The following is a 14810-nucleotide window of genomic DNA, read 5'->3' as shown; positions in this document are numbered from 1 at the left end:
CATGCCTAGTTTAAATACCTTATAATCCGTGGCCTTTTGGCCTGCCGACCCGCTATGTACAAACTGTTAGTTCAGAAAATAAACGCGCTTTATTCCAAAAAAGTACCCGCTACCGGCGTAGGCCTTTTCAGGCTATTGTTCGGGTTGGTGACACTACAGGAAGTATTCTTTCTGCTGTATTTCAACCACTTGATATTCGATCCCATCCCGTTCATGGATGTCGAATTTCCGATGATCCCGTTCTTTTTATGGCTATGGGCAGTGGTGGCGTTTTGCTTGGTCATCGGCTACCGCTGCCAGGCGGCCAGTATTGCAAATTACATTTTTTGGTTGCTGTTCGTCAATTTCACGCCAATGCAGCGCGATTTCGACGGCGGCTTTGATTTGTTCATGATCGGCGCCAATTTTTTTCTGATCTTCATGCCGATGGATCAGGCTTTCTCTGTGGATAGCCTCAGAAAAAAATTGCTGCGCCCGTTCGTGCATTACTCTCAATACCAGGCTTCAGAAGTGTCTGCATTGACCTATTATCTGCCTGTCGCGATTTGTCTGGGATTTTTATACTTCGATTCGGCGATCCACAAGATGTTTGCCGAACATTGGCGCAACGGCTTGGGTGCCTGGCTGCCGTCTTCGATTCCGTATTACATGTCCGCGCTGGATTTGTCCTGGTTGTTGAACATCGAGATTTTGCAGAAAATTATCGGTTACACCATCATCGTGTTCCAGTTTACTTTCCTGTTGTTTTTCCATCGCCGCCAGTTTAGATGGCTGTATTTTCTGCTGGGTATCTCGCTACATATCGGCATCACGCTGTCGTTCAATATTTACCCGTTTGGCATGGGAATGTTGATTTTTTACGTTTTAGTGATGCCGTTTGCCTGGTATAGAAAAATCGGCGTCTTTCTGCGGGTCAAACAGCCGCTATTGACGGTTTTTTACGACCAGCAATGCCCTTTGTGTAACCGTACGGTTTTAACGCTCAATCATTTCGACGTTTTGCACGGCGTCGATTTCAAACCCGCACAAGTGTTTGCAATCGACTATCCAGCTCTAGCCGAGTTGGGCGAAGAGCAGCTACTGACTGATTTGTACGCGGTGGATAGTGACGGGCGGGTTTATGCCGGCGTTGATACTTACGCGCAGATTTTAATCTCGATGCGCTATACCGCGATGATAGGCTGGGCCATGAAGCTACCACTGCTTTATCAGTGGATATGCGGGCGTTATCGGGCAATTGCCGATTCGCGTGCACGTTTGGTTTGCGATGTGAGTTGTCTGCCTACATCAGCCGAAAGCCTGCCGCCGAGCTTCTACGAACGAATTTTCGAGGCGGAGCATGCACTACCCGCCAGAAGTCGCGTACACAAAATCAGCAAAGTGCTGTTGGTATTGATCTTGTTTCAGTTCAACAGCAGCTTTCACTATGGCTTGTTGTATCGACTGCATGTCAACACCCGTCAGTCGCCGATAACCAGCATGCTGGCGGATATGAGCAATGCTGTTTTGATGATGTCTCACACGTTTTTAGGTATCACTCCGCATGCCTTGTATTTGCACGACCATTTCGAAGGCTACGACCGTTTACTGGCCATTACCTACTTGGATGCCAACGGCGAAGAGCAATGGTTACCGTTTGTTGATCGGCAAGGCCGCCTGTTGGCGCCGAATTGGGGACGGGTGCATTCCATGTGGGCCAACATTGCGGTAACGCCGAATATCGACGAGCTCCGCTTGAAAAAATTCATCATGAAAGTTACGGCGTTCTGGGGAAAAAAAACCGGTTTAGAGCTGGATAGCACACAATTTATCGTCAAAATGAAGAGAATTCGAGCACCGTTTGTGTGGGAAAAAGACCTCAGGAACAGCAACTTGGCCGGAGAATGGCAAGCAATAGGCTCCGCACAGTGGGCAGGAAAGGACATAAAGATCAATCTGCCGAAAGACATCGATATTTTGTAAACATCTAGGGTATTGCATACTCGGTTTTGTCATGCTATAAATTTTGCGTGCTTGAATTTGAGTACACACAAAAATAAAAAACCTTTAAATCGGAGGATGTTATGAAAAAAGTATTTTCTGTCTTGGCTATGGTGATGATGATTGTAAGCTTGAGCGGTTGCATGGACGACCCAGACCAAGGCAATCCAAAACCAAAAGGCTATGGTTCACCTAGCCAACAAGGTTCAGGGGTTAAATAATCCTAGCCCTGGCAGGATATTCCTTCCTGAGTAAGGCCCACGCAAGTGGGCCTTATATTCCAGATTTTTTTCCTCCAAACAGATTTAGTTTGCGCCAAACTGCTTCGGCATGTTTAAATCTCGCCGTGCTTAATTTTTTGTTTAGATTCAGTACACGAAAAAATATAAAAAACTTTTATTTGGAGGATGTTATGAAAAAAGTATTATCTCTTTTAGCTATGACCCTGATGATTGTTGGCCTGAGCGGTTGCATGGACGATCCAGATGCGTCAAAACAAAAAGTTTCTAGCTCTACTTCTGTAGCGCTTTAATCTTTAAGCTTGAAAAAAGGCCCGCGAAAGCGGGCCTTTTTTGTGGGTCAAGTTTTAATACCCTATTTCGATTTACCCCTCAGTTCGTTCCTCGTCGATTTCCTGCATCGCTTTATTGATCCATGCCTCCGCCTCTGCATTTATATCTTTCGATTTTTTATCGATGCTGCTAATGGCCGGCCCAATCTTTACCTTAATGACGCCCGGATATTTCAAAAAGCTGTTACGTGGCCAATATTCGCCAGCATTGTGCGCTAAGGGGATCACCGGAAAACCCGATTTTTGCGCCAGCATAGAGCCGCCGGCGTTAAATTTTTTATGCGCTCCCGGCGCCACTCTGGTTCCTTCAGGAAACACCACTACAAACAAGCCTTCCTGCAAACGCTCGATACCCTGATCGATCAGCATTTTTAATGCTTCTTTTTGATTCTGCCGATCAATCGCAATCGGCTTTAACGTCGCCAAGGCCCAGCCGCCGAATGGAATTTGCAGCAACGATTTTTTCAGAACCGCGGTTTGCGGGGAAATAAATTGCCGCAAGGCCACCGTTTCCCAGGCCGATTGATGTTTGCTGAGGATAATCGCCGCGCTATCACGCGGAATGTTTTCTAGGCCTTCCACTTCATAACTTAAGCCGCAACACAACTTCAGCATATACAGCAGGCAGTTGATCCAAATGTCGGCGATTTTGTAGCGCATCGGAAACGGTAGAAAAAAACCGCCCAAGATGGCCACACCGACGATCAGTGTCGAGAATACTATGTAAATGAACAACAATGTCGAGCCTAAATAGACTCTGAAATCAGGCTGTCGAGACGATGTGCGTGGCTGCGTCATAAAGATTATCGAAAATAGGAACGTTGAGGTGGGGATTATCAATAGCGGTTTTTTCGCCTTTCCCGGTTCTGACCAAAATCGGTTTGGCGCCGGCTGACTCGGCGGCCTTAATATCGCGTAAGGAGTCGCCAATCGCATAAGTCCGACTCAGATCGGCTCGCGTGTCGAAGGCAAAACGCCGAAACAGACCGTCCAGGGGTTTGCGGCAATCACAACTGTCGTTTGGGCCATGAGGGCAAAAATAAATGGCTTCTATGCTCCCGCCCGCCTTGGATGCTAATTGCAGCATTTTGGCGTGTATCGCCTCCAACATCGCCAAATCGAACAAGCCTCTGGCAATCCCCGACTGATTGCTGATCACCACGACTTTGTAACCGTGCCGATTCAACAAAGCGAGTGCTTCCAGGCTGCCGGCCAGCGGCAGCCATTCCTCCGGAGATTTGATGAATGCGTCGGAATCGACATTGATAGTGCCGTCCCGATCCAGAATAACGTAACGCTCGGTCACGATTGCAGTTTAGATATATCGGCAATTTTCAGGAATTGATTGGACAATTTGGCCAGCAATGCCAAACGGCTATTGCGTAAAGCCTCGTCGTCGGTATTGACCATGACATTATCAAAAAACGCATCAACGCTATCGCGCAATTGCGCTAAACGGCTCAAGGCCAGCGGATATTTCTGTTCTGCCAGCAAGGGCAGAATGTCGGTTTCCGATTGCTCGGCCGCCGCAAGCAGGTTTTTCTCGGCTGCCTCGACCAGGGCGCCAATGCTCTCGGTAGGCGCTTGATCCGATTTTTTCAGGATGTTGATAATGCGCTTGTTCGCGGCCGCCAGACTTTCCGCTTCCGGCAAGGCTCTAAAGCTTTGCACGGCGCGAATACGTAGCATGAAATCCAAGGGGCTGGTCGGATTGACCGCTAGCACCGCTTCGAATTCATGGCTGGTGTAGCCCTGATCCAGACAATAGCCTTTTAAACGGTCGAACAGAAAAGCGATTACCTTTTGCCGGGTTTCGGCTTTGTTAAAGCTATGGCTGAACTGATCCAGCGCTGCATCCAGCAGTTCGACAACATCCAGCGCAATACCATTTTCGATCAGTACCCGCAAGATACCCAGTGTGGCTCGGCGCAAGGCGTAAGGATCTTTATCGCCAGTTGGAATCAAGCCGGCGCTGAAAATGCCGGCCAGGGTGTCTATTTTTTCCGCCAGCGCCAACACCTGGCCGATTTGGCCGCTCGGTGTCGCGCCGCCGGATTGCTTGGGATAATAATGTTCTTCCAAGGCCAACGCCACGTCGGCATGTTCACCGTCTGCCGCCGCGTAATAACGGCCCATCGTACCTTGCAGGTTGGCGAATTCGCCGACCATATTGGTCATCAAATCGGTTTTGGCCAACAGTGCAGCGCGCTTCGCTAATTCGACATCGGCGCCCAACTTCTCGGCGATCAAGGCCGCCAAGCTGGCGACGCGCTGGGTTTTATCGAACAAGGTGCCCAGATCTTTCTGAAAAACGATACTTTTCAGACTCTCGACGCGCTCGGCCAGCGACTGTTTCCTATCCTGTTTCCAAAAGAACTCAGCGTCAACCAAGCGTGGCAACACCACGCGCTCGTTACCTTGACGAATGGCGTCAGGGTTGAAGCTTTCGATATTGGCGAAGGTAATGAAATGCGGTAACAGCCGGCCCGCCGCATTCTTCACTGGGAAATATTTCTGGTTTGATTGCATCGTGGTGATCAACACCTCCTGCGGCAACGCCAGAAAACGCGCGTCAAAATTACCCACGACCGGTACCGGCCATTCGTTTAATGCAGCCACTTCTTCCAGCAAATCGTCTTCGATATGGGCGATACCGCCAACGTTGCTGGCAGCTTGATTCGCGGCGTCGCGGATAATGGTCATGCGTTCTTCGAAGTCGGCAAGCACCTTGCCATACTGTTTCAGAATATCCACATACTCATGCGGGCTGCCGATGCTCAAATCCAGCGGTGAATGAAAGCGATGGCCGCGGGTAACTCGGCTGGTGGTGCGACCGAGAATATCGGTAATTAGAATCTCGGAACCAAACAGCAAAACCGCCCAATGCACCGGCCGGGCAAATTCAGCGTCGAAACTGCCCCAACGCATGCGTTTGGCAATCGGCAGATTGACCAGGCTTTTACGAATAATGTCCGGAATCAATTCTGCGGTTGCCTGACCTTTTACCGCCTGTTTGAAGACCAACCAAGAACCTTTGTCGGTTTCCAGCTTTTCCAATTCCTCAAAGCTGGCGCCGCAACTGGCGGCAAAACCCAGCGCCGCCTTGCTCGGTGAGCCGTCTGGACCATAAGCCGCCTGAATTGCCGGTCCGCGTTTTTCCACGACTTTATCGGCTTGAAAGGTTTGTAGATCGTCGATCAAAACCGCCAACCGACGCGGCGTGGCATAAGCCCGGCCTTGGTCGTAGCTCAAACCGGCTTCCTGCAAGCCTGCCAGAATGTTGTCCAGCAAGGCCTGACTGAGTTTTTTCAAAGACTTCGGCGGCAACTCCTCGCAGCCCAGTTCGAACAATAAATGATTAGTCTCGGTCATGTTACGCTCCCTGTCTGGCGAGAATCGGAAAGCCTAGCGCTTCCCGGCGGTTGTAATAGGCTTCGGCGACCGATTTTGCCATGTTCCGTACCCGTAAGATGTAACGTTGACGCTCGGTGACCGAAATGGCGTGGCGGGCATCGAGCAGGTTAAAGGAATGCGAAGCTTTTAACACCATTTCGTAAGCCGGCAGCGGCAGATTTTTCTCCAGCAACATCAGGCATTCGCGCTCGTAAGTGTCGAAGCACTGAAACAGGAAATCAACGTTAGCGTGATCGAAGTTGAACTCCGACATTTCCACTTCATTTTGATGGAACACGTCGCCATAGGTCACCACGCCTTGCGGGCCGCGCGTCCACACCAAGTCATACACACTTTCCACGCCTTGCAGATACATCGCAATCCGCTCCAGGCCATAGGTTATCTCGCCGCTCACCGGCCGGCATTCCAGGCCGCCGACTTGTTGAAAGTAGGTAAATTGGGTGACTTCCATGCCGTTAAGCCACACTTCCCAACCCAGCCCCCAGGCGCCCAGCGTTGGCGACTCCCAGTTGTCCTCGACGAAGCGAATGTCGTGTTCCAGTAAATCCAATCCCAAATGGCGTAGTGAGCCCAGATATAGCTCTTGAATATTATCCGGCGACGGCTTCATGATCACCTGAAACTGGTAATAATGCTGCAAGCGGTTGGGGTTTTCACCGTAACGGCCATCGGTCGGACGGCGCGAAGGTTGCACGTAAGCGCTGTTCCATGGCTCCGGACCGATGGCGCGCAAGAAAGTGGCGGGGTGGAAAGTGCCGGCGCCGACTTCCTGATCCAAAGGCTGCAACAACACACAACCCTGATTCGACCAGTATTCCTGCAGGGTCAGAATCAGGCCCTGAAAAGTAGAGACATCGTTTTTGCTATTCGACACGTCGGGAGCCACTTGATAGATAAAAAATGAGTTTATTGTACCTGAAAAGCGCTCGCCAGACAGGCGTCAAGGGGCTTTAAAGAATCCTGCCCAAGCCCGCTAACATCGCTCCAGGCAAGCAGAATCATCTGTGCACTGATGCGCCGAATCCCCACTAGCGTCGTCATACACCGGATCGCCATAACGCAACGCAACGGACTTACTCAGCTGCCAACAATAGCGGTTCTCCGTTGAAAGACATTCAGCCAATATTCCTTCTCCGTCAATAACCAGTTAAGATCAGCTCCCAGAAAATAATAACTATAAAAAATAAGAGGGTGGATCATGCAAAACCCCTGCCGGCACATTCCCGGTTACCGACCGCTAAAACGCCTGCGTACCGCGTTAGCTATTGCTCAAGGTGCCGGATTATTGTCGACCTTGTTGCAAGAGCTGGAAATCACCGTCTCGCACGATCAGACCAAACGGGTTACATATATGACCGGCTTGTACTCGCGCATTCATCGCGAGATGTTCAGCGATTGGAAAGAACAGCCTACTGTCACCCACCGACCCGGTACCATGCCGGATGCCGGCAAGCGCAAACAGTTCCGCGAGGCGATCGAGCGCTTGGTGTTGGATGGCGACAGCAATGCCGATAGTGCGATTTTCGATAACAACGGCTTTGTCATCCACAGCGAGGACATCGCCGAGCGACTGGCCAGCTTTTATCATTCCCTACGGGTGATTCGGCCTTTTGGCTACGGCAATCGCATGACGCTGGATTTTTTCATTTCCACACTCGGTAATTTGCCGGCCTTCAAGGCCGTATATGAGCAAGGCATTGATTTTCGCCGCCTAACCGCCGAAGATGCTTTGGTGCTGCACGATCACAATAGCCAACACCGGGCGCTGAGCCGCGCCTTTGCCCATGCGCTGGATCCCCGCCGGATTAAAAGCCTGCATAACCAAGCCAACCGCTATGGCAAATGGCCGGAGAACAAACGCTTTTTGCTGGGGATTCCGTTTCTATCGCATATCACCAGCGACGGAGTGGAATGCCTGATCACCGTGACTGGCGGCCTGGTGCCGCTGAGCAGTATTACCGCAGAACAATTGATTGCCGGCCAGCATTTTGCTGACAATCCCTTAAGTGTGTCCGAGCACGTGATCGGTTATCTGCCGGGCACCGAAGATTTGCGCGCCCCCGGCAAAAACGAGATCGACGCGATCCCCATCCGCGAGGACGGCGTTGCGCCCTTGTTTTGCTTGGACGTGAACATGCTCACCGGTTTGCGCTCCCCCAGCCAAGCCGAACTAATAGACTTATTGAAACAATGTGCCGGCGAGCAGGCCAATTTGTTTTTATTAGGGGACAACGAAGCCTTAAAACAAAGAATGCTGGTCGCCGCTCGCAACGAAACCCGTTTGCGCCGCACCGTGGAAATTGCCTACGAGCGTTTAGGTAAGATCACCCGGATTTTATTGGCGGCCCGCGACGCGATTTTCGCCGGCAAAACCCCGGTCGATCAACCGCAGTTTTTGATGAGTATGGGCGGTGCCGGTGTCGGCAAAACCGCAGTCGAGGAAATCGCCACCGCATTGTGTGGCGACAATTTCGTCATCGCTTCCTTGGACGAATTTAGAAAGCTCAGCGATTTGTACCGACTGCTGACTGCCGCCAATCACCACAGCGACGACTACGTTTATGTCGAGCCTTTTGCGAACCGACTGCGCGACTTGGTAGCGCAGCATGCCCGCGAGCTGCGGATCAATATTTTGTACGACGGCACCGGCATCCCCTACTCTCCGCGTTATTCCACCGCCATCAAGCACTTTCAGGCCGCCGGCTTTCGCACCCAAATTGCCGCCGTCGATGCTTTTCTAGTCAAGCCGGCGGGCCGTGAACAAGAGCTCTCGCGTTCGGGGGTCATCGGCAGCGTTAAGTCGCGGTTTGAAGCGACCGGTCGCGCCTTACCATGGGTAGTGACCATCGATAAGCATATCCGCTCCCCGCAAGAATTTCTCAATGCCTTGGAGGATACCGCGGTGGCGAAAATCTCGCTGTTCGCCAATGACGGCGAGCGCGATCGGCATTATTTGGTAGCAGAAAGCTTTTTATGCAGCGACACAGAGCTAGAGCAATTGCAACAGCAACAACTGGCCGGCAATTTGGTCGAGCACCTAGTGAAATTGATACGCTTGCATCCGGATTCGGTATTGAAAAGCCTGGCCGGCGATTGTGAAACCAAATTGACAGCGCTGATTACCCGAAACCCGGATTTGAGCGAAGACAATGTCGGCTACTTAATCTACAAAGGCAGCGAGGGCAATCGAGTACTACTGGTTTATCACCTAAGACGCTTGATCGACTTTGTAGAAAAACGCCAACTTAATCCCAACGCCTCCGGCGAAGAAGGTTTGTTGCACAAACCGGTGGCGCTGGCGTTTCATGTCGACCCGAATGCTAAAGATGCTTGGATTACCCGGCTGCAAGGGACTCTCGAATAAATTTATCCTTCGTTTATGCCCTTTTGGGAGGGTTGTGAGTGATTTGCTTAGTCTATAGAATGAATCATCGCTTTTTAATTCATTAGGAACCTTGCAATGAAATCGTTCGTTTTAAGCAAATCGTTTGTAGCAGCTGGAGTGTTGCTGTTATCCAGCACCCAAGTTTTTGCGTCGCCCATAAGCTTGGATTTTACCCGTGTTACTAATAACAGCAGTCAAAACGTGGCTAGCCAATTGAGTGTTGAGGTATACAATTCAGCCGATGCTCTAACATTTTTAAACCAAAGTATTGGTGCCACTGACGTGTTATTCACGTTTAAAAATGCTGTTGGCATTGCTTCCAATATCGCCGAGATCTATTTTGACGATAGCAACTTTCTGCTGTCTCAATACGCCCCATTTCTGCAGCTTGGAGGCACTACCGATTTCGGTACTACCCTGAACCCAAGTAATTTGCCAGGTGGCAACACAATCGGTTTTGTTGCAACTTCTGGTTTTGGTGCCGATGTTAATCCAGGCAATCCCAATAAAGGGATCAACGCCAGTAACGATTTGCTGGGTATTCGTATAGCCTTACAGACTGGTGTTAGCTTTTTGGACCTTGCGCATGGCCTGCAAGACGAAGCTTTACGCATCGGCTTACATGTCAGATCAATTGGTACGGACGGAGACAGTGATTCATTTGTTAGCGATGGTGACACAGCCGGCGGCGGCGGTTTAGGTTCTCCGGTGCCTCTGCCAGCAGCGGCCTGGATGTTCTTGACTGGCTTGGTCGGCTTTTTGGGTCTGCAACGACGTCGGACTGCCGTTTAATCCTGACCATGGAGTAATCGGCCCAGCTTAAAGAGTCGCCTGTCGGCGTTCTTTCTTTTGTCGTTTATCTCTTGATGAAGAAGATCCCTCTCTCCAGCCGGAGCGGGGGATTTTTTTTTGCGCCAAAAAAATGTGGCCTGTCCACGTTATGCAGAACAACCGGCAGTTAGATTTGCCGTTAGCGGATTTGCTTGCTACATTTCCAGCACTTACAAAATCCGGTAGACCGACGGAGGCCTTAATGCGGATACCTCACTTGTTCGATATTCGCTGGCTAGGCGGGGTTACAGCCTTTCTGCTGGTTTTATCGGCTCAAAGCCCCGCCGCTCCTAGCGACGATCCAGATATTCTGGCCAGGCGTGGCAGACAGCATCCAGTAACAACCGAACCTGCCACAGCCCCCACGCTGACGCTGAGCAAACCAGCCGGCGGTTGGACCGGCGGTTTGCAAATCGCCGTGGCCGGCACCTGTTCCGACCCGACTGCCGATCCGATTGTGGTTAACATCAACGGCGTGCGCTATTACGTGCGCAATGTCAACGGCAGCTTTGCGCGCGCGTTTCCCGCCGCCAAAGGCAAAAACACCGTGATTGCCGAATGTGCCAACAGCGCCGGTGTTGCTAAAGCGTCGACTACGGTCGATGCGGTGATTTCATCGATAGGTTTAAAAGTAGTACTCACCAGCGATAGCGACGGCGTTTATACCGATTTACACATTTACGAGCCGGATAACAGCCACGTCTATTGGGCCGACACCAATTCCAACAGCGGCGGTATCTTCTTTTTAAATCAAAGCGGCGACAATTTCGACCAGGCGGGCTACGGGCCGTATTTATATGTGCATCCGGCCCCGCCGCTCGGTGTGTTCCGCATCGACACCAATTACTGGCCGGGCGGCGCAGTGCAACATACCTTGGCTAATCTGGATATTATTCTGGATGAAGGTTTACCCACGGAAAGCCGGCGCCGAGTGCAAAAACCCTTGGCTCGGCCCGGCGAAACCAAAACCCTGGCTTATGTAGTGATCCAAGGCAATCGCCAGCCGGCGAAAATCTATGTGCCGGGGCAGGATGCCGAACGGGATATGCCAATAGAAGTAAAGGAATACATCAAACACGAACCCAAGCGGGAAGGTGAAGCCGAGGACAGCGCTGAAGAGTTGGGCTATCTGGACCCGCCTGAATCGGGAAGCAACGCAACTCCATCTCCCGCTGGAAACGAGCTTCTCGTAAAAGCCAAAATAGAACCCTCTCCCTCCGGGAGAGGGCAGGGTGAGGGTTTGCAAATAAATGATTCACCTTATTTGATTTCCCTCACCCCAACCCTCTCCCAAGGGGAGAGGGGGCTGTCACAGCAGCCTATAGAGGGCGGTGGTGTGGCGCATGTAAACAGGCAAACTTACTTGCCGGCACAAGATGCCGAAGCTCTGCGCAAAGTCGTCACCGACATAGCCTTGCTGCAAGCCCGTAAACTCAGCCCGCTCTGGGAACCGAAGCAACGCGACTGCGCAGGCTTGGTGCGTTTTGCCTACCGCACCGCTTTAGAGCCACGCGATGCCGCGCGCACCGCCAAACTCGGCGTACCGGCCAAACTGATGTTGCCGCCCTTGTCCGAACAGGCTCGCAAAGCCGTCCCCGCCTACCCGCAAATCTGGCAAACCGGCTTGAACAACGGTAAAGCGCGCTACGGCCATTTCGCCGACGCGGAAACCCTGATCGGCTACAACTTTCGCTTAAAATCCCGCGACCTGGCAACGGCAAAAAGCGGTGATTTACTGGTGTACCAAAAGCCCCTAATCAACGACGAGCCATATCATCTGATGATGTTCGCCGCCGGCCATCCGGAAAATCTAGCGGTGTACCACAACGGAGCACAGGGTGCCGACGCCCAAGTGCGGGTGGTCAGCGTCGCCGAATTATTGCAATCGCCCGATCCGGTGTGGATCCCCCGCGCTGAAAACCCCTATTTCCTTGGAGTGTACGAATGGAACCGCTTAGCCCCGCAAAACGCCTGACCGTGATTGCCTCGGCGGTGGTGCTAACCGCTACCGCTGGTATCGTCGGCTATCAGGATTATTCCCGGCAGCCAATAAGCCGCTTGATGCGTGCCGGCTTGCCCTTGCTGGATTTGACCGTGAAATTGCGCGACTCCGCCAATAACGACTTGGATGCCGGTACCTCGCTGGTTGGCAGTAACGACGAGGTGCCGGCCGGCGACGACCATTGTCCGGCCCTGACTGGCGGCGATGTCGGCTCGGGCACCACCATGGATGTCACGGTACAGCGTCCCGCCGATTGTCCGAAGCAGGCGACTTGGTATGTGAAAAAACATCCGGTGGCCTTTACCTTGAACTTCAATGACGGCGAAGCGTTTTTAAAATGGTGGGATGCCCAGCCGCAAGTACAAAGCTTGCTCGGCAATCGCTTCGTGCAAGGTTTGTTTTTTGGGTTATTGCAAAGCCTGAAAGTGAAAGCCGAGCAACTCAATCTGGAAGGCCTGCAAGGCGAGTTTCTAGCGCAGCTGCTGCGCGATGCCGTCGCCGCCAATGCCGAGCTGCATTACGACATGGCCCATGCCAGCCAGGGCTGGGTCATCAGCTACTCGCGTAGCGACAGCCAGTTTGCCGATCAAGCCATGCCGGCCTTGGCCGGCGTGCTGGCCAGCAGCGGTTACCGTCTCAACAAACTGCCGGAACCGATCCTGGAAGCCCGGATTGGTTTACAGAAGCTGTTTTTTACCCAGTTCCGCGAGCGGATTTATCTGGCGCAAAGCCTGGAAGCGTTATTGAACGTGATCGACAGCATCGCCCCGCAAAGCCGCCGCAGTGATGTGCCCTTGAGTTTAACGCTGCGATCCGAAGCCTTTATCGATAATTTGCTGCCGGTGCTGACCGGCGCACCGACCTATCCGCTGCAATGGGATTTTGCCTTAACAGACGGCCAACTGGGTACCTTGAATCTGCCGGCGGCGGCTTGGCAAAGCCAATTACACGGACAATTGTTTGAAGGCGTTTTAGCCAGCATTCCGCATGATGCCTTTGCCGGCGTCGCTGCCAGTCTGGCCTTATCCCCCGATTTAACCACAGCCGACTGGCAAACACTGGCAGCCAATGGCCCGTCAACTAATCCCCCCAGTGCCGAGCCGGCTGGCGTGGGTTTGGTTTGGGATTTCACCGCCGATAGCCCGACCGGCGCGGTGGGCATCATCGTCGCCAATCCCCAGCAGCCACAAGCCAGCGCCGCGTATGCGCAATATTTAAAAGACCCGGACTTGGGCGCGGAATGCGCCGGCGGCAGTTTGTTTCTGGCTGCCAGTTCGGAAAGCTTGCTGACCCGGATGAAAGACGCCTGCAACAAACAGTCCTTAAGCCCCTTGGATTGGCAACGCGGCATCGAAAAACCACGCTGGCAAGCCGCGCAGCTGACAGCCTTCGTCAACCCCGGCGCGGCAGTGCGCGAACTATTTCTGGCCGGCGGTGCGGGTAACGCGCAGGAAGCCAATGAGTTTGCCCCGCGCTGGCAGCAAGACTACGAAGCCGCCAAAGCCGCGATGCGGCAGGAGGGGGATAAGTTGTTTTTCGGCTTGCCGATTTTGAGTTATGCGGGGCGGGTTGAGGGGGATTCTGGTGCGCGTTTGGAAGGTAAGTTGATAGCTCAGGAAGGTGGGAAATGATTATTTTGACTTTGCTGTTTGGGTTGTTGTTATTGAAAGTGTCGCTAAACGCGACGGTTTATTTAATGTCGGTGCTCGGACCGACAGCCGAGATACTTTCTTTTGCATCGCCAATAGAAAGTATCCAAAGAAAAGGCGACCCGGATGCCGCTTATTCCCTGCGCTCCTCGCTTTTGGTGGGGGTTGCCGAAAGGGGCTTCCTGCCCCTTCGGCAACGCGATGCATCCGTGCATCGCCCCTGCGGGCTATTCCCACCAAAAGCTCCGGTGCTCGGCGCGGCATACGGGATTCCCACTGTCTCAATCGCAACAGTCACCTATCTAGTGTTATTGGTATTTCTGGTTTGGTCGAATGTTGGTTCTGCCTGTAAATCACTGTACTACCCGCCTACATTTCCATTAGAGAAGTTGAAGGCGTATGACCAAGTCTACGTGATAAACGTTGATACAGTTAACTATAGCAAGCCCCTTAGTGATAGTTGGTATGCGCCAAATTTTGACTTCGAAGGTCGAATCGTTGAGGTTTTGAAGGGAGCGGGAAAGCCTGGAGATGTCGTTCAGGGGGCAACAGACTCAACTGAGCAGGCTAACGCAAGATGCCCCGTTTTCCTAGAAGCAGGAATAACCTACCTGCTATTCCTGCTAGGTGATCGCTCACCTTACGTACTACCCCGTTTTGGCTCTCTGTATACCCCATCGTCGGATTCCTATGATTCATCCACAGCTGCGCTGTTTCGTCACTATGTCACTGAAATTCGTCGTGCTCAAAAAAGGCGGCATAAAAAACAGTAATGACACTAACAAACATTGGGGTCGAAAATGCCTAAGCACAATTTAATAGCAATAACCAGTATCAGTGTTGCGATTCGGAAAGTTGGAGTAGGTTTTCTCCCGTATGCCGCGCCGAGCACCGGAGCTTTTGGCGAGAATTGCCCGTTAGGGGAGCGGCAGGGATGCCGCTCGTTTTCGGAGGGGCTGGGAAGCCCCTTCCGAAAAC

11 protein-coding genes are annotated in these 14810 nt (G+C 52.2%); 7 read left to right on the top strand and 4 right to left on the bottom strand.

Annotation, left to right across the window (positions count from 1 at the left end):
• The first annotated feature begins 54 nt into the window (after window positions 1-54).
• The gene (locus tag METH11B_RS0116145; protein WP_026602907.1) at window positions 55-1962 is read left to right on the top strand and encodes a DCC1-like thiol-disulfide oxidoreductase family protein; all 1908 of its coding nucleotides are present in this window, start codon (window positions 55-57) and stop codon (window positions 1960-1962) included.
• 101 nt (window positions 1963-2063) lie between these two features.
• Entirely contained in the window at window positions 2064-2201 is a 138-nt protein-coding gene (locus METH11B_RS29510; RefSeq protein WP_020483805.1) for a hypothetical protein, read from the top strand.
• Between the two features lie 383 nt (window positions 2202-2584).
• Here the strand turns inward: METH11B_RS29510 and METH11B_RS0116135 are convergent, their stop codons facing one another.
• The 4 genes from METH11B_RS0116135 to glyQ are packed head-to-tail and all read right to left on the bottom strand — an operon-like array spanning window position 2585 to window position 6839.
• Window positions 2585-3349 (bottom strand): lysophospholipid acyltransferase family protein, encoded by a 765-nt coding sequence (locus METH11B_RS0116135; RefSeq protein ID WP_036276077.1) that lies wholly within the window; start codon window positions 3347-3349, stop codon window positions 2585-2587.
• Window positions 3315-3857: a D-glycero-beta-D-manno-heptose 1,7-bisphosphate 7-phosphatase gene (gene gmhB, locus METH11B_RS0116130; RefSeq protein WP_026602905.1), complete on the bottom strand. Its 543-nt coding sequence runs from the start codon at window positions 3855-3857 to the stop codon at window positions 3315-3317. The genes METH11B_RS0116135 and gmhB overlap by 35 nt, the downstream gene beginning before the upstream one ends.
• Complete coding sequence (gene glyS / locus METH11B_RS0116125; RefSeq protein WP_026602904.1) at window positions 3854-5923, bottom strand: glycine--tRNA ligase subunit beta; 2070 nt, start codon at window positions 5921-5923, stop codon at window positions 3854-3856. The genes gmhB and glyS overlap by 4 nt, the downstream gene beginning before the upstream one ends.
• A gap of 1 nt (window position 5924) precedes the next feature.
• The gene (glyQ, locus tag METH11B_RS0116120) at window positions 5925-6839 is read right to left on the bottom strand and encodes a glycine--tRNA ligase subunit alpha (protein ID WP_026602903.1); all 915 of its coding nucleotides are present in this window, start codon (window positions 6837-6839) and stop codon (window positions 5925-5927) included.
• Between the two features lie 324 nt (window positions 6840-7163).
• Between glyQ and METH11B_RS0116110 the strand changes: the two genes are divergently transcribed.
• The 5 genes from METH11B_RS0116110 (at window position 7164) to METH11B_RS29195 (ending at window position 14605) form a co-directional block, all read left to right on the top strand.
• Complete coding sequence (locus METH11B_RS0116110; RefSeq protein WP_026602902.1) at window positions 7164-9329, top strand: zeta toxin family protein; 2166 nt, start codon at window positions 7164-7166, stop codon at window positions 9327-9329.
• Window positions 9330-9425: 96 nt separating this feature from the next.
• Window positions 9426-10142 carry a VPLPA-CTERM sorting domain-containing protein gene (locus METH11B_RS0116105; RefSeq protein WP_026602901.1) on the top strand — a complete coding sequence of 239 codons (717 nt, stop codon included), beginning with the start codon at window positions 9426-9428 and terminating at the stop codon, window positions 10140-10142.
• Window positions 10143-10383: 241 nt separating this feature from the next.
• Window positions 10384-12156, top strand: a complete 1773-nt coding sequence (locus METH11B_RS27915; RefSeq protein WP_026602900.1) for a DUF1175 family protein — start codon at window positions 10384-10386, stop codon at window positions 12154-12156.
• Window positions 12126-13814: a hypothetical protein gene (locus tag METH11B_RS0116095; RefSeq protein WP_026602899.1), complete on the top strand. Its 1689-nt coding sequence runs from the start codon at window positions 12126-12128 to the stop codon at window positions 13812-13814. The genes METH11B_RS27915 and METH11B_RS0116095 overlap by 31 nt, the downstream gene beginning before the upstream one ends.
• On the top strand, window positions 13811-14605 hold the full coding sequence (locus METH11B_RS29195; protein WP_026602898.1) for a hypothetical protein: 795 nt from the start codon (window positions 13811-13813) through the stop codon (window positions 14603-14605). Before METH11B_RS0116095 ends, METH11B_RS29195 begins: the two co-directional genes overlap by 4 nt.
• Window positions 14606-14810: the final 205 nt, after the last annotated feature.

This window comes from Methylomonas sp. 11b, assembly GCF_000515215.1.
Lineage (GTDB): Bacteria > Pseudomonadota > Gammaproteobacteria > Methylococcales > Methylomonadaceae > Methylomonas.
Note: the sequence above shows the minus strand (reverse complement) of the source record. Positions and strands in the feature narration are given on the sequence as shown.